The organism is uncultured Rhodococcus sp. (assembly GCF_963525155.1).
In the GTDB taxonomy this organism is placed as follows: Bacteria; Actinomycetota; Actinomycetes; order Mycobacteriales; family Mycobacteriaceae; genus Rhodococcus_F; species Rhodococcus_F qingshengii.
Genome location: NZ_CAURKP010000125.1, coordinates 1 through 15,741 on the forward strand (window position 1 = coordinate 1; position 15,741 = coordinate 15,741).

A 15,741-nucleotide genomic window follows, 5' to 3' on the forward strand; every position below is an offset into this window, starting at 1 on the left:
CCTGCAATAGCGAAGGATTATAACGCCAAACGCATACCTCGGGATCGAAGCACAGTTTCCCCATCCTAAGTCATACCGCGCGGGCGCCTAGGCGAGCTCCGCGTTAGACGGCTCGAGGGGTCACTCTATGTACAGAGCCCCCGGGTTGTACAGCTGTTCAGTTGCTGAGCAGCTACGCACCGGGGGGAGTCTATGGCATGACCGGCCTCGATCGTGATTTACGGCGACCATACCTGTGACTGAAGTGATCTATGTGAAAGTTGATGCAACTGTTACGTCAGATTGCGAGGTTTGTTCACTCGAAGATCAGTCGAAACGGACCGAATCGTCGACGAGTACGTCAATTCGACGGGCAAGGTCGAAGTCCAGTTCCGTGAGACCGCCCGCCGAGTGTGTCGAAAGCGTGTACGTGACCTTTCGCCAGCGAACGTCGATGTCGGGATGATGGTCCGCGGCCTCGGCGACTGCCGCGATGCGTTGAAGAAGCGCGATGGCGTCCGGGAATGTCGCGGAGTCGACCGTGCGAGTGATCGACCCTGGCGACAATTGCCAGGCGGGCAGTTCGTCGAGAGCGTTTTGGATCGCGGAGTCGGACAACAAAGTGGCCATACTCCATCATGGTGCGATGAGTGATGCACCTGCAAGGGATCGGGAAGTTGTCGCCGGTGCGATCTTCCGCGAGGGAAGGCTGCTCCTCGCGCAGCGGACGAGTCCGCCGGCTTTGGCCGGTCGTTGGGAGCTGCCGGGCGGGAAGGTCGAAGAATTCGAATCGCCACAGAACGCGTTGGCGCGGGAGCTGCTCGAGGAACTGGCGGTCGAGGTGAGATGCGGCGCCAGAATCGGTGTCGACGTGCCACTGTCGCCTGGGTTGGTCCTGCGGGCCTACCGGGCGGAGTTGGTGTCGGGAGAACCGGTCGCGCTCGACCATGCTCAATTGACATGGGTCGACGCCGAAGAACTGTTGTCGATGGATCTGGTGGACAACGATCGAGCCTGGATCCCCGAGTTACTCGCGGAATTGAGCGCGCTTACGCCGCACGAGCCTTCTTGAGACCCGCTTTCAGTTCCTTCTTGGATGCGCCCTCGTTCTCGAGCTTCTTCATCCGCATGATGACGACGGGACACTTGATGCACCTCGTCTTCTTGCGGCAGCACTTCTTCTTCGGCTTGAGCTGCGAGACCTTGCTTGCCTTGACTTTTCCCATGTGACGCTGCGGCTTTCCTGTTTCACTACGGCGGAGAGCCCGCTCTTGGAACGAGGTTAGCGTACCCTTAAATGACCTGTTTCTCCAGGTCGTAATCCTACGCGCATCGGCGTGGTGCAGATCACTATTCGCTGGTGGGGGCGGTGATAGAGGCCGCACAATGCAGGAGTATCAGCCCGGAGCGAGTAGTATTTACTAGGCCGCGGTGCCTTCTCAGGCGATTCGTGCCCTGATTCGGATCACACACTCGTGCAGCGGCCACCAGAAGAGCCGTGCGACTTGACTTTCGCGTGGCCGAATCAACTCAGCCAGGAGAGCCATCGCGTGACCATCACCAGCTTCCGTAACGTTGCCATCGTCGCACACGTCGACCACGGCAAGACCACCCTCGTCGACGCCATGCTTCGTCAGTCCGGCGCGTTCGAGGAGCGCGCCGAGCTGGTCGATCGCGTTATGGACTCCGGCGACCTCGAACGCGAGAAGGGCATCACCATTCTCGCGAAGAACACCGCAGTACATAAGGTCAACGAAGACGGTTCCATCACCGTCATCAACGTCATCGACACCCCCGGCCACGCCGACTTCGGTGGCGAGGTCGAGCGCGGCCTGTCCATGGTCGACGGCGTCGTCCTGCTCGTCGATGCTTCCGAGGGACCCCTGCCGCAGACGCGTTTCGTGCTGCGCAAGGCACTCGCCGCTTCGCTGCCCGTCATCCTGGTCGTCAACAAGACGGACCGCCCCGACGCCCGCATCGAAGAGGTTGTCACCGAGGCTCAGGACCTGCTCCTCGACCTCGCATCGGACCTTTCCGACGAGGCCGCCGAAGCCGCTGAGCTCGCACTCGAACTTCCCGTCCTCTACGCGTCCGGTCGCGAAGGCAAGGCATCGACCGTGCAGCCCGAGAACGGCAAGGCTCCCGACGCCGAGGACCTCACCGCGCTCTTCCAGGTGCTGATGGAGTACGTCCCCGCGCCGAAGGGCTCGGTCGACGCACCGCTGCAGGCTCACGTCACCAACCTCGACGCATCCGCATTCCTCGGTCGCCTCGCACTCGTTCGCATCCACAACGGCGAGCTGCGCAAGGGCCAGACCGTGTCCTGGTGCCGCGAGGTCGACGGCGAGCCCGTCGTCACGAAGACCAAGATCACCGAACTCCTCACGACCATCGGTGTCGAGCGCGTTCCCGGTGAGGTCGCCGTCGCCGGTGACATCTGCGCCGTCGCAGGATTCCCGGACATCATGATCGGCGACACCCTCGCTGATCTGGAGAACCCGGTCGCACTGCCCCGCATCACCGTCGACCAGCCGGCAATCTCGGTCACGATCGGCACCAACACGTCACCGCTCGTCGGTCGCGTCAAGGGTCACAAGCTGACTGCACGCATGGTCAAGTCCCGCCTGGACCAGGAGCTCGTCGGTAACGTCTCGCTCAAGGTCCTCGACATCGGTCGCCCCGATGCGTGGGAGGTCCAGGGTCGTGGAGAGCTCGCGCTCGCCATCCTCGTCGAGCAGATGCGTCGTGAAGGCTTCGAACTCACCGTCGGTAAGCCGCAGGTTGTCACGCAGCTCGTCGACGGCAAGGTTCACGAGCCTTTCGAAGAGCTGACCATCGACAGCCCCGAGGAGTACCTCGGCGCCATCACGCAGCTCCTGGCCAACCGCAAGGGCAAGATGGTCCAGATGTCCAACCACGGCGCAGGCTGGGTTCGCATGGAGTTCATCGTTCCTTCGCGTGGCCTCATCGGCTTCCGTACGGACTTCCTCACGGAAACCCGCGGAACCGGTATCGCCAACGCCGTGTTCGACGGATACGGCCCGTGGGCCGGCGAGATCCGTGCGCGCCACACCGGCTCGCTCGTCTCGGACCGCTCCGGCACGGTGACGCCGTTCGCCATGATCCAGTTGGCCGACCGTGGAACCTTCTTCGTCGAGCCCGGCGCAGACACCTACGAGGGACACGTCGTCGGTATCAACCCGCGTCAGGAAGACCTCGACATCAACGTCACCCGCGAGAAGAAGCTGACCAACATGCGTCAGTCGTCCGCAGACGTGATGGAGACCCTCGCAAAGCCGATCAAGCTCGAACTCGAAGCAGCGATGGAGTTCTGCTCCAGCGACGAGTGCGTCGAGGTCACCCCGGAGGACGTCCGCGTCCGCAAGGTGCACCTCAACGCAACCGAGCGCGCTCGCGAGCGTTCACGTAGCAAGGCACGCGACAAGGCTGCTCTGTAGTCTTTCGTCGGTTACAACCTGACAGGCGGATGTGCCTTTCAGCCGAGTTTTCGGCGGAAAGGTACATTCGCCTTCATGGTTTCCAGGCGAAAGATCTGCCAGGGAATCGAGTGCAAAGGGGCGACGCGGCCCCGTACGGAAGGAATTGTCTGTGGCCTCAGGACGTCGCTACCTGGCGTTGGCAGTGGCAGTGACGGCGTTGTCACTGACTGCATGTACAGCCGATCCGCCGCCTCCGGTCGAGAGCACCGAAACCGTCAAGCCCACACCGACTCCGGTCGTTCCGGCGATGAAGCAGGTCACTGTGGCAATCGACGAGGTGGGAGGCGGATTCAACCCGCACCTGCTCGCGGATCAGTCGCCGGTCAACTCCGCAGTCGGCAACCTCGTACTGCCCAGTGCGTTTCGCCCGATCAATTCGCCCACACAACCTGGCGCGACGGAGTGGGCGATCGACGATTCTTTCCTCGTTTCCGCTGAAGTGACGTCGGAGGCCCCGTTCACGATTCGCTACCAACTGCGCAACGAAGCCCAATGGTCGGACGGCGCTCCCATTGCGGCAGAAGACTTTCGCTACCTGTGGCAGCAGATGATCTCGGTTCCCGGTGTGGTCAATCCCGCGGGCTATCAGATGATCGACGACGTGAACTCGTCCGGCGGCGGCAAAACGGTCAACGTCGTGATGCGTGCGCCGTATCCGGCATGGCGAGAGTTGTTCACCGATATTCTTCCGTCCCACCTGATCAAGGACACTCCCGGCGGTTTCAGCACCGGCCTGAGTGAGGGGATTCCGGTGTCGGGAGCCCACTTTCACGTGCGCTCGGTCGACCGCGGCCGGGACGAAATCGTGCTCGAACGCAACGACCGATTCTGGGGCAAGCCTTCAGACCCGGATCAGATAGTTCTGCGACGCGGAGGAACGGCTGCACAGTTGGCGGATGCGCTGCGTACCGACGATGCCCAAGTGGCGCAGGTTCATTCGGGTAGTGCCACGGATATTCAGCTGTCTGCGATCCCGGGTGTCAGGACGGCGTTCTCCTACGTTCCGCGCACTCTCGACATCAACGTGAACGGGCGAAGCAAGAACTTCGCGGATGTTCGGGTGCGTAAAGGTGTTCTGGGACTGCTCGATCCGGACCTGCTCGCCGTGGTGGCGGCAGGGAGTGAATCGGCGTCCGCCCCGGTGAAAGCTCAGATTCTCGCTCCGTCGGATCCGGGATATGCGCCCACCGCGCCGCCGAAACCGACCAGGGAGCAGGCGCTGGGCGAGCTGACCGCAGCCGGCTACCTGACGGCACCGCCCACCGGAATCGTCACGGGCACTGGAACGGTCGGATCGATCGTCCGTGACGGCGCCCAGTTGACACTGCTGATCGGCGCTCCCGAAAACGACGACATCGCGATCGCCGTGGCAAACACCGCTGCCGACGAATTGCGTGACGTGGGAATCCTGGCGACCGTCGAATCGGTGGCGCCGGAGGAACTTTACGGCGAGGACCTGACGACAGGACGCGTCGACATGATCGTCGGTTGGAGCCGGGCAGGCGCCGACACGGCCACTTCGCTGGCCTCGCGGTTCAGTTGCCCGAGCGCACCTTCCACTCCGGCAACAAGTTCGGCAGTGCCCGCACCGACGCCGTCGCAGACACCGGAGCCCATCCGAACGACAAGCGTCGAGGCTCCGAGCAACCTGTCCGGGCTGTGTGATCCGGCGTTGCAAGGTCGGATCGACGAAGCGCTCAGTGGCATCGGGGATCTCGGGTCGTTGATCGCCGATGCGGAACCCAAGCTGTGGGATCTTGCGGCGGTTTTGCCGATCGTGCAGAGCCGAGCGCTGGTCGCGGTCGGGACCGGAGTCGAGGGCGTGGTCCTCGACGGGCCGGTGCAGGTGGGGATATTCGGAAACGCTACGGACTGGGTGAGGGTGGAAAAGTGACCGCGTCGGCGAAGCGGCTTTTGTTGGTACACGCACATCCGGACGACGAAACGATCACCACCGGTGGCACCATCGCGCGATACGCGTCCGAAGGCGTCGAGGTCACAGTCCTCACCTGCACGTTGGGGGAGGAAGGCGAAGTGATCGGTGATGCGTGGGCCGGGCTCGTGGCTTCCGAGGCCGATCAACTCGGTGGCTACCGGATCGCGGAACTGCGCGCTGCTTTGTCGGCTTTGGGCAGTGCCGCTCCTCGCTTCCTCGCCGGTGCCGGTCGGTATCGCGACTCCGGAATGATCGGCACACCTTCGGCCGCCAATCCCCGTGCTTTTGTCAATGCTCGACTCGACGAAGCAGTTGGCGCGGTGGTCGCCGTCATTCGTGAGATTCGGCCGCACGTCGTGATCACGTACGACCCCAACGGCGGCTACGGGCACCCGGATCACATCCAGGCGCACGCGATCACGACAGCGGCGGTCGAAGCTGCAGGAACGACCGCGTATCCCGAGACCGGCGAGCCGTGGTCGACTCCGAAGTTCTACTGGACCGTGACCGAGCGCAGCGGACTCGAACGCGGCATCGCGGCGATTTCCGAGTTCCCGGAGAACTGGCGTCTGCCCGAGCCCGGGGAATTGCCGAGTGTCGAGGACGCAGACGTGACGACGGCAATCGACGTTCGAGGCGTCATCGATGCGAAGGCGAGGGCATTGAGCGCCCACGCCACTCAGGTGACGGTAGCCCCGAGCCGAGCCGAGTTCGCATTGTCGAACAACGTGGTCCAACCGATCCTGACGGTCGAGCATTTCGTATTGGCCGCCGGCGCGCTCGGTCCGGTGGGTGAGGACGGCCGCGAGCGCGATCTGTTCGGCGGGCTGCACAGCTGACCTGGGCGTCGGCTCACAGGCATTGCGATCGACGCCGTAGTGGTGTGTGATGCGTGTCACCGGATGGGTGGTCCTTTCGGTAACAGCAAAGCCTGGGGGCTGAAGAAATGTACAACTGGGACCTGCAGAACCAGATCGTCGCCTTCGTCGATTCGTTGCGTCCGATGGCTGGTTATTACCACGACTTGTATTACGGGTCGCTCTACGCATTCGCAGATCAGCAGAGTCATTTGCTGACTCTGCTCGGGTTCCCGCCGGTTCCCTGATCAGCTTCGTGCTTTTCGGGCGCGAGCCGGGGTGCTTGTCGGGAGGGACCCCGCGCTCGCGCGATGACGACCGATAGACCACTATCAAAACCATGACGACGGTCGAGAACAACACGGACGCCTCGACAGGAACGTCGCTGTCGTGGCTCGACCCTGTCATCCTCGGCGTCCTGATTTTCGACGGGTTCTTGTGCGCGGTGTTGTCCGTCCTGTTCTTGCCGACTCATCTCGGTACGACGGCATTTCCCATCAGCATTCTCGTAGCCGCGACCGCGAACCTCGTATTGGTGATCGCCGCCCGCACGGTTACGACGCCGGGTAGGGCCGCATTGCCGCTCGCCGGTTGGATCGTCGGGTTCTTGGTGTGCATGGTGGGCGGCCCCGGCGGCGACGTACTCGTGCTTTCGTCCCCTCTGACCTTCCTGCTGCTGGTCGGTGCGATCGCTCCGGCCGCCGTTTTCCTCTTCAAAGTGGCGATCAACAGACTCGCCACCCTCAGCTCGCAATAGTTCTCGGCGCGCGCGTAGGAAACTGACCCGTGCATAAGGGACACTCAGCCTGTGGCTGAACATGATTTGGCGGGTGCGACTATCGCCTTGACCGCAGAACGGCGTGTCGAAGAATTTGCGACGCTCCTCGAACGTCGAGGCGCGGAGATCGTGCGGACACCGGTGATCCATGTGCTGCCGTTGGTGGACGATCGAGACCTGAGGACTCAGACGTCCGCTTTGATTGCCGATCCTCCGGAATTGGTCGTGATCAGTACCGGGATCGGCTTCAGGGGTTGGCTCGACGCCGTCGCCTCGTGGGGTTTGACCGAGGAGTTCCTCGGGGCTCTCGCCCACACGCGCATCATCGCCCGCGGCCCCAAGGCGACGGGCGCCATCCGAGGCGCCGGACTGCGCGAGGAATGGTCGCCTTCGGGTGAGTCGTCCGAGGAAGTTCTGGCACATCTCGGAAGCGAGGGAGTGGCAGGCTTGCGCATCGCAGTCCAGTTGCACGGCACCATCACCGAATGGGAGCCGTTGACGGACCTGAGCGCCTCCCTCGCCGACATCGGCGCGGTTGTCACTCCGGTATCGGTCTATCGGTGGATCCGGCCGCCGGATCAGTCGCCGGTCCGCGCGTTGGTCGCTGCAGTTCGTTCCGGTGCGATCGACGCGCTGACCTTCACCAGTGCCCCCGCGGTCTCCTCGATGCTCAGCACGGCAAAAGAAATGGGCGAGCTGGAGCGGTTCGTCGCAGCGATGCGCGGACCGGTACCGACCTACTGCGTCGGACCGGTCACGGCCGCTCCGCTGGAACTCCTCGGTGTTCCGACCATCCAGCCCGAGCGATCGCGTCTCGGTTCGCTGGCGAGGCTCATCATCGACGACCTGCCCACACGTCGCCACCGCCCGGAGTGACGGCTTCGATCAATTCCCACGCGTTCTCGGCGGGGAGATCGATCACCTCGTAGCTTCCGGTGCCGGCGGGCGTCGCGGCGACGACGGTTGCCACTCCCGCGCGCCTCTGGAAGAACGTCTCGCGCACCGTCCATCCGATGACACCTTCGGATTCGAGACTGTGACGCTGGCGATCGAGCGAGCCGTTTCGGGTGATCAACCAGCCGGGTAGTACTGCGTGGCCGAGGCCGTTGTATCGGTCGTAGGCGAGGGCGGTGCCACCGATGGCGAGTACGGCGACCCCGAACCACGCGTAGATCGGTACATCGAGTCCAGAAGCCGCGCACGCCACACAGACCAGGAACGCCACCGCGGCGAGGAACAGTGCTCGGGTGTACCGGCGACGCCGCGCGGCCGGGCCGTGCGGGATCAGCGGGGCGGACGCCTGGCGTGAGTCACCGATCACGGTGGCCATCACTCGCTCGGCTTCCCTGCGCGGTCCCTGCGGGAGCAGTAGCGAAGATTCCTTCTTCTCGGCGCTGACCCCGGTCATGATGGCGTCGAGCCGCGCGCCGCGGGCCAATCGCAGCAGGAGCGGTTCCTTGAGCGTCGTGCCGCGGAGGCGGGCGCGGTCGAGTGTGGTTTGCCGAGTCTTCAACAGGCCGTGACTGACATGCAGGATGCGGCCGTTGTCGGTGAGTTTCATGTTGCCGAACGCGATCAGGTACTGGACGCAGGCGAGTGCACTCGACAGCACCAGCAGCACGACGAGTGCGATGACGACCATCAGTGCGATGCCGAGGCTCTCGAGTGAGTCGAAGCTGTCGCTCACTGCCGAGGATTTCGCGACGGCAGTGCCGATGCCGTATTGGAACGAGATGCCGATGATGGCTGCGATGATGGCGATTCCGGTGAACGAAAAGGGGGCGTAGCGAACCCAACTCGGTTCCCAGTGACCGATTTCGGTGTCGACCGGTTCGGTGATGCTTTCGACCGGCGTGCCCGGGGTTTCCAGTCGCCGTGCTTGCTGGGCGCCGGCCAACAGTGCGGCGCGTAGGTCCGGAACCAGGGCGGTCGACAGGGCGTTGAGCTCGAACTTGTTCGAATCGTGGCCGCTCCCGGCGCGTTGGCCGGTACCGATGCGCACGATCGACAGTCCGAGCAACCGGTGCATGACCCCGGCCTCGACGTCGACGGATCGGATGCGGCTACGCGGGACGGAGAGCAGCTTTTTCTGGAAGACCCCGGTGCGCAGTTGAACGTGGACGGGTCCGATTCGGTACGTGGTGGTGAAATACCGCAACAAACCGAAGATGACGAGCAGAGTGACGACGCCGAGTCCCCACCAGTGGTTACCGGATTGGCTGCCGAGAACTACGGAGACGAGTAGGACCGGGAGCAGTTTGACGACTTCGTTGACGGGGTGGACCAGAAGCATGCGTCGGTCGAGGCGGAGCCAGGGCTGTTCCTCTTCCGCTGCCTCGGCAGCTGCCGTTTCCGCCTCTGCCGGGATCTCGATCGTGGTCGGGTCGCCCAACTGTTTCTCGTTCACGTCGCGTCTCCCACGTTGGTACCCGCGATCTCCGTCAGTTGAGCCACCGTGCGGTCGGCGACTTCCTGGTCGAGTGCGGAGATCTTCACGGCCCCGGCCGACGACGCTGTCGTGACCGTGACGGTTGCCAGACCCAACATGCGGTCGATCGGTCCGCGCTCGGTGTCCACGGTCTGCACGCGCGAGATCGGTGCGATGCGTCGCTCCTGGGTGAACCAGCCGGTGCGTGTGTATACCGCGGTGTCACTGATCTCCCATCGGTGGACGCGATACCGCCACGCCGGGACCATCAGAATGTAGGTGGCAGCGAAGAGCACGGTGACTGCGAATACGGTGCCGACCACCCAGGACGGGATTCCGGGTATCAAGACGGCACAGACGATTTCGGCGACGATGACGGGTACCCAGAACAGTGAGGCAGTGATTGCCCACAGCCTCGGGGCTTTGGTGCTGGGTCGCCATAACGGGTCGGCCATGGTCAGCGGTTGCGGCGCAGTCATGGGCACTACTTTGGTCGAGTGAGGGGCGATCTGTCGACATCGGCCCTATCGTGGAGTGTGGCGACCGCGAAGGGAGCACGTGATGACCGAACAAGATGCGACATTCGACCCGGAGGCTCCGGAATCAGATGCGCTCGAACAATCGACACCCGTAGATCCGAACGCCCCTGAAGAACCCGATCTGACCGACATTCCGCTCGACGCGCCAGTGGCTGACGTCGTGGATCAACGAGTCGAGGTTGCGGTCGACGACGACTACCGGCCGTCGTGATCGAGGCGGTGTCGGGGCGGTGAGGCCTCCTACTTCTGGCACCGGGTGGCACTAGTCGTCCCACATGGCGCATGATCGCTAGGTGAACCGAACTGGTGATGACTCCGGCAAACCCACCATGCTTCCGATGCCAGGTATTTCCGCGTCCGCCTCGTCCAGTCCGTCGCCCGGCCCGTCAGCGTCGGCGATGCGGCGAGTTCTCCGTCGTGCACGCGACGGAGCGACCCTGAACGTCGACGAGGCGGCAACGCTGCTGCAGGCACGGGGAACCGATCTGACCGATCTGTGTTCTTCGGCGGCCAAGGTTCGCGATGCCGGGCTGCTGGCAGCGGGTCGGCCGAACACCGTGACGTATTCGCGGAAGGTTTTCATTCCGCTGACCCGTCTGTGCCAGGACAAGTGCCACTACTGCACATTCGTCACGGTGCCCGGGAAACTGCGTGCCGCTGGGCACGGCATGTTCCTGGAGCCGGACGAGGTTTTGGACATTGCCAGGGCAGGCGCCGAATTGGGCTGCAAGGAAGCGTTGTTCACGCTGGGTGATCGCCCCGAGGCTCGCTGGCCGGAAGCAAAGCAGTGGCTGGACGAACGCGGCTACGACTCCACCCTCGACTACGTGCGGGCGATGTCGATCCGGGTACTCGAGGAGACCGGACTGCTCCCGCACCTCAATCCCGGTGTGATGAGCTGGCAGGAACTCTCGCGGCTCAAGCCCGTTGCGCCGTCGATGGGCATGATGCTCGAGACGACCGCAACCCGCCTGTTCACCGACAAGGGCGAATGCCACTACGGCAGCCCGGACAAGGACCCGGCGGTTCGGCTACGCACCCTGACCGACGCAGGCCGACTGAACATCCCCTTCACCACCGGAATTCTTGTGGGCATCGGGGAGAACTTCCTCGAGCGTGCCGAGTCGATCATGGCGATACGCAAGTCGCAGAAGGCGTTCGGCCACATCCAGGAAGTGATCATTCAGAACTTCCTGGCCAAGCCTGATACCGCGATGCGCAATACGCCTGATGCGGGACTCGACGAGTTTCTCGCGGCCATCGCGGTCGCACGCCTGTTGCTCGGGCCGACGATGCGGATTCAGAGTCCGCCGAATCTCGTCTCGAACAGCGAGTGCCTCGCGCTGCTCGGCGCAGGCGTGGACGACTGGGGCGGGGTATCACCGTTGACCCCCGATCACGTCAACCCCGAGCGTCCCTGGCCGAATCTCGAGACCTTGGCCGAGATCAGCGCCGAGGGCGGCTTCACGCTGACCGAACGCACTGCGGCCCAACCGGCATATGTCCTGGCCGGGGCTCCGTGGATCGATCCGCGCATTGCGGGTCACGTGCAAGCGCTGGCGGACCCCAAGACCGGCCTCGCCCTGCCCGACACCAAACCGGTGGGTCGACCGTGGCAGGAACCGGACGAGTCGTGGGAATCGAGCGGACGCGTCGATCTCAATACCGAGATCGACACGGACGGGCGCAACACCGAGACCCGCAGTGACCTGGGCAGTGCGTTCGGCGACTGGGAGACCGTGCGCGAACAGGTCCTCGAACTCAGTGCTCCGATTCGCGTCGACACCGACCTGCTGGCTGCGCTCCGCAGTGCCGAACGCGACCCGGCCGGATGTTCCGACGACGAGTACCTGGCCCTTGCCACGGCGGAGGGACCGGGCCTGGAAGCCGTTGTGGCACTGGCGGATGCGCTGCGCAAGGATGCCGTCGGCGAGGACGTCACCTACGTGGTGAACCGGAACATCAACTTCACCAACATCTGCTACACGGGCTGCCGATTCTGTGCGTTCGCGCAGCGCAAGGGTGACGCCGACGCGTTCACGCTGTCGGCAGAGCAGGTCGCCGACCGTGCGTGGGAAGCGCACGTCGCCGGCGCAACCGAGGTGTGCATGCAGGGCGGTATCGATCCGGAACTTCCCGTCACCGGTTACGCCGACCTGGTCCGGGCCGTCAAGAAGCGCGTGCCGTCGATGCACGTCCACGCGTTCTCTCCGATGGAGATCGTGAACGGTGCATCGCGCAGTGGTGAGAGCATCAGGGATTGGCTGACGGCCCTTCGTGAGGCGGGCCTGGACACCATTCCCGGTACGGCAGCGGAGATCCTCGACGACGAGGTGCGCTGGATCCTCACCAAGGGCAAACTGCCGACGGCGGAATGGATCGAAGTGGTCACCACGGCCCACGAGGTGGGGCTGCGGTCGAGTTCGACGATGATGTACGGGCATGTCGATCAGCCGCACCATTGGGTCGGGCACCTGAACGTTCTTCGCGGAATCCAGGACCGTACAGGCGGATTCACGGAGTTCGTGCTGCTGCCGTTCGTTCACCAGAGCGCGCCCCTGTACCTGGCGGGCGCTTCACGGCCAGGGCCGACCAATCGGGACAACCGCGCTGCGCACGCGCTGGCACGCATCATGCTGCACGGCCGCATACCCAACATCCAGACCAGCTGGGTCAAACTTGGCATCACCGGAACGCAGATGATGCTCAACGGCGGCGCCAACGACCTCGGCGGAACGCTGATGGAAGAGACGATCTCGCGGATGGCCGGCTCCGAACACGGTTCCGAGAAGACCGTCGCAGAACTGCGCGCCATCGCCGAGGGAATCGGACGTCCGGCACGCGAACGAACCACCACACATGCACGACGCGAAGGAGCGATTGCCTGATGGCTGACGTACTGGGGGACCGCAAGGTCGTCGAGGTTCTCGATCGAGCGGTGTGGGGGATCAACCCGGTTCTCGACCTCGCCTACAGCGATCCGCTCGGTATCAAACGTCGGACGTTCGAGCCGACCGATCCCGAGCGAAACGCTGCTGCGATGGTGTTGGACGCGGCCGCTTGGGTCCTCGACGTCGTCAAGTTCCCCGGGACGGCGGCGTGGTCGGTGATGACCGACGAGCAGCGCTCGAAGTGGTGGACGACCCGGTTGGGTGCACTCAACACCGTTGCCGTCGCGTTTCCCGGCATCTTCGGTGTCCTCCTCAATCGGTTGCCGATCCAGGACCTGCTGGCCTTCGCGAATCAGGCCGTTGTGCTCGTTGCGGTTGCCCGTGAACACGGAGTGACCGAACGGGATCAGCAGGTGGACCTCCTGGCGTCGGTGCTGTGCCGGCGTGAGACGAAGTCTCGAGAGCTTCTCACCGGAGAGGACTTCGCTGAGAAATCAGCCGGCGGCGCCGACGAGACCTGGCGCCCGTTCGCGCTCATCGGAACGTTGTGGCGCACGTCCAAGACTTTTCGTGCCATCACGGACGAGTTGCACAAGCGGCCGTCGCGGACAAAACCGTACGAGATTTTCGGCAAGATTCCGGTGGTCGGCGTCGTGGCGGATTACCTCGGTGAGCGGGGCGCACTGGTACGCGCGGCCGCTCTGGGGGAGAAGTGGATCGCGATTCGGTCGAGGAACATCACCGCAGTAGGCTGAAATGTGTTACCCCCGCCTGCTCAGAGTGGGTCGGCAGGGGGATAATAGGCTGTTCCCGCGGTACGTGAGAGTCGTATCGGATTTTCGGCCCCTTGCAACTGCGTGTTGCGGCGGCGATGCACGACAGGAAGGCAGGGAGATCGGCAGTGACCTACACGATTGCTGAACCGTGTGTAGATGTGATGGACAAGGCGTGCATCGAAGAATGCCCTGTCGACTGCATCTACGAGGGTGGACGCATGCTTTACATCCACCCCGACGAGTGTGTCGACTGCGGCGCGTGTGAGCCTGTCTGTCCCGTCGAAGCCATCTTCTACGAAGACGACGTCCCGGACCAGTGGAACGCGTACATCAGCACCAACGTCGATTTCTTCGACGATCTCGGCTCACCGGGTGGAGCGGCCAAGCTCGGCAAGGTCGACTACGACACGCCGTTCATCAAGGCGCTGCCTCCCATGGGTGAGGAATAGAGATCTTGTCTCGTACTCCGGTGGCCGCTGGGCTTCCTGATTTTCCGTGGGATTCGCTCGCCGATGTCACGGCGAAGGCGCACTCTCATCCCGACGGCATCGTGAACCTGTCCGTGGGGACGCCGGTGGATCCGGTGGACCCGGTGATTCAGGAGGCTCTGGCCTCTGTTGCCGAGGTGCCCGGATACCCGACGACTCATGGCACGCTCGCGCTTCGCGAGGCCGTGGCGGAGTCACTGGATCGCCGCTACAACATTCCCGACGTCGATCCGGCAGCGGTGCTGCCGGCCATCGGTACCAAGGAAATGATCGCGTGGCTGCCGAAACTGCTCGGTCTCGGAGCCGACGATCTAGTGGTCATTCCGGAGTTGGCGTACCCGACGTACGAGGTCGCAGCGAAACTGGCAGGTGCTCGCGTCCTGCGCGCCGACGGCTTGAACAAGCTCGGTCCCGAGTCGGCGGCGATGATCTTCGTGAACTCGCCCTCGAACCCCACCGGCAAGGTGCTCGGCCTCGAGCACTTGCAGAAGGTCGTGGCCTGGGCGCGCGAGCGCGGCGCGATCGTCGTCTCCGACGAGTGCTACCTCGGATTGACGTGGGAAGCGGATGCACTCTCCATTCTCGATCCCCGTGTCAACGACGGCGATCTGACCGGTTTGCTTGCGGTCCACTCGCTTTCGAAGACGTCCAATCTCGCGAGCTATCGCGCGGGGTTCGTCACCGGTGATCCGGCTCTGGTGTCGGAACTGCTCGAGGTGCGTAAGCACGCGGGCATGATCCTGCCGCTACCGATCCAGGCGGCGATGACCGCAGCCTTGGGCGACGACCAACACGAGAACATCCAGCGCGAGCGGTACCGCGAGCGTCGTAGTGTGTTGATCGAAGCTGTTCGAGGCGCCGGATTCACCGTCGACAATTCCGAGGCAGGTCTGTACCTCTGGGCGACGCGCGGCGAGGAATGTCGAGCGACGGTCAGTTGGTTCGCCGATCGTGGGATCCTCGTTGCCCCCGGTGAGTTCTACGGACCGAGCGGGAGCAAGCACGTGCGGATCGCGCTCACTGCAACAGACGAACGAATCGCCGCGGCAGCAAAGCGCCTCTCCGCCTGAATCGTGTGCTTTCCCAGGTGTCAGGTTCCCTGATGTCGGTATCGGTCCGATGTAAGGTCGCGCTGTGACCACCTCAGGGACCGGCGGCTTGGACGCGGTACTGATTTTTGCTGTCGTTGCTGCCTCGGTTGCACTGATGCTCGTGTGGTTGAAAAGTCGTCGAGTTTTCGGAGAATTCCCACTCTCGGCGGCTCTCCTCTGGCTGATGGTTGCAGTGCCTTCCATCTTGCAGGCGGCGATGCCGGGACTGCTCGAGATGTTTCGTCGTGATCCCGCGTTGATTCGTGACGGGCAATGGTGGCGCATTCTGACCTCCGTGCTCGTTCAGGACGGAGGGGCCGCAGGAACTGTCACCAATCTCGTGACGCTGGCCTTGGTTGCACCGCTTGCGTTTCGGCTCTGGGGCGCCGCACGTGGCTGGGCTCTCTTCCTGCTCGGTCAACTGTTGTTCGGTTTGCTCACCACCGCAGTCTTTCCGTCGACCGGCGCAGGCAACTCC

16 protein-coding genes and 1 pseudogene are annotated in these 15,741 nt (G+C 63.6%); 13 read left to right on the forward strand and 4 right to left on the reverse strand.

Annotation, left to right across the window (positions count from 1 at the left end; translation table 11 throughout):
* Positions 1–306 precede the first annotated feature (306 nt).
* Positions 307–609: a 4a-hydroxytetrahydrobiopterin dehydratase gene (locus tag RWT78_RS21025; protein WP_003945236.1), complete on the reverse strand. Its 303-nt coding sequence runs from the start codon at positions 607–609 to the stop codon at positions 307–309.
* A gap of 16 nt (positions 610–625) precedes the next feature.
* Between RWT78_RS21025 and RWT78_RS21030 the strand changes: the two genes are divergently transcribed.
* Entirely contained in the window at positions 626–1,051 is a 426-nt protein-coding gene (locus RWT78_RS21030; protein ID WP_007726279.1) for a (deoxy)nucleoside triphosphate pyrophosphohydrolase, read from the forward strand.
* Here the strand turns inward: RWT78_RS21030 and RWT78_RS21035 are convergent.
* Positions 1,029–1,205, reverse strand: a complete 177-nt coding sequence (locus RWT78_RS21035; RefSeq protein WP_003945207.1) for a hypothetical protein — start codon at positions 1,203–1,205, stop codon at positions 1,029–1,031. The two genes, RWT78_RS21030 and RWT78_RS21035, sit on opposite strands and share 23 nt — an antisense overlap.
* Before the next feature lie 324 nt (positions 1,206–1,529).
* Between RWT78_RS21035 and typA the strand changes: the two genes are divergently transcribed.
* From typA to RWT78_RS21065, 6 genes are all read left to right on the forward strand, one after another.
* Positions 1,530–3,437: a translational GTPase TypA gene (gene typA, locus RWT78_RS21040; protein WP_007726276.1), complete on the forward strand. Its 1,908-nt coding sequence runs from the start codon at positions 1,530–1,532 to the stop codon at positions 3,435–3,437.
* 151 nt (positions 3,438–3,588) lie between these two features.
* Positions 3,589–5,373 carry an ABC transporter family substrate-binding protein gene (locus RWT78_RS21045; protein WP_030536226.1) on the forward strand — a complete coding sequence of 595 codons (1,785 nt, stop codon included), beginning with the start codon at positions 3,589–3,591 and terminating at the stop codon, positions 5,371–5,373.
* A complete protein-coding gene (gene mshB, locus RWT78_RS21050; protein WP_314677923.1) occupies positions 5,370–6,254 on the forward strand; it encodes an N-acetyl-1-D-myo-inositol-2-amino-2-deoxy-alpha-D-glucopyranoside deacetylase in 885 nt (294 codons plus the stop codon). Before RWT78_RS21045 ends, mshB begins: the two co-directional genes overlap by 4 nt.
* Before the next feature lie 107 nt (positions 6,255–6,361).
* Complete coding sequence (locus tag RWT78_RS21055) at positions 6,362–6,520, forward strand: hypothetical protein (protein WP_003945210.1); 159 nt, start codon at positions 6,362–6,364, stop codon at positions 6,518–6,520.
* Between the two features lie 92 nt (positions 6,521–6,612).
* Positions 6,613–7,029: a hypothetical protein gene (locus RWT78_RS21060; protein WP_030536224.1), complete on the forward strand. Its 417-nt coding sequence runs from the start codon at positions 6,613–6,615 to the stop codon at positions 7,027–7,029.
* 51 nt (positions 7,030–7,080) lie between these two features.
* Complete coding sequence (locus RWT78_RS21065; RefSeq protein WP_003945251.1) at positions 7,081–7,926, forward strand: uroporphyrinogen-III synthase; 846 nt, start codon at positions 7,081–7,083, stop codon at positions 7,924–7,926.
* Here RWT78_RS21065 and RWT78_RS21070 read toward each other — a convergent pair.
* Both RWT78_RS21070 and RWT78_RS21075 read right to left on the reverse strand, forming a co-directional pair.
* Entirely contained in the window at positions 7,886–9,457 is a 1,572-nt protein-coding gene (locus RWT78_RS21070) for a PH domain-containing protein (protein WP_003945231.1), read from the reverse strand. The genes RWT78_RS21065 and RWT78_RS21070 overlap by 41 nt on opposite strands.
* Entirely contained in the window at positions 9,454–9,957 is a 504-nt protein-coding gene (locus RWT78_RS21075) for a PH domain-containing protein (protein WP_007726268.1), read from the reverse strand. The genes RWT78_RS21070 and RWT78_RS21075 overlap by 4 nt, the downstream gene beginning before the upstream one ends.
* Before the next feature lie 82 nt (positions 9,958–10,039).
* Here RWT78_RS21075 and RWT78_RS21080 point away from each other — a divergent pair, with 82 nt between their 5' ends.
* The 6 genes and pseudogenes from RWT78_RS21080 to RWT78_RS21105 form a co-directional block, all read left to right on the forward strand.
* Positions 10,040–10,228: a hypothetical protein gene (locus RWT78_RS21080; RefSeq protein ID WP_003945217.1), complete on the forward strand. Its 189-nt coding sequence runs from the start codon at positions 10,040–10,042 to the stop codon at positions 10,226–10,228.
* A 118-nt stretch (positions 10,229–10,346) separates the two neighbouring features.
* Positions 10,347–12,905, forward strand: coding sequence for a bifunctional FO biosynthesis protein CofGH (locus RWT78_RS21085; protein WP_003945208.1), 2,559 nt, complete (start codon positions 10,347–10,349; stop codon positions 12,903–12,905).
* Positions 12,905–13,663 (forward strand): hypothetical protein, encoded by a 759-nt coding sequence (locus RWT78_RS21090; RefSeq protein ID WP_042448778.1) that lies wholly within the window; start codon positions 12,905–12,907, stop codon positions 13,661–13,663. Before RWT78_RS21085 ends, RWT78_RS21090 begins: the two co-directional genes overlap by 1 nt.
* Before the next feature lie 146 nt (positions 13,664–13,809).
* Positions 13,810–14,133, forward strand: a complete 324-nt coding sequence (gene fdxA / locus RWT78_RS21095) for a ferredoxin (protein WP_003945248.1) — start codon at positions 13,810–13,812, stop codon at positions 14,131–14,133.
* A gap of 5 nt (positions 14,134–14,138) precedes the next feature.
* Positions 14,139–15,242: a succinyldiaminopimelate transaminase gene (gene dapC, locus RWT78_RS21100; RefSeq protein WP_003945226.1), complete on the forward strand. Its 1,104-nt coding sequence runs from the start codon at positions 14,139–14,141 to the stop codon at positions 15,240–15,242.
* A gap of 64 nt (positions 15,243–15,306) precedes the next feature.
* Positions 15,307–15,741, forward strand: a pseudogene (locus tag RWT78_RS21105) (rhomboid family intramembrane serine protease); the annotation flags it as partial.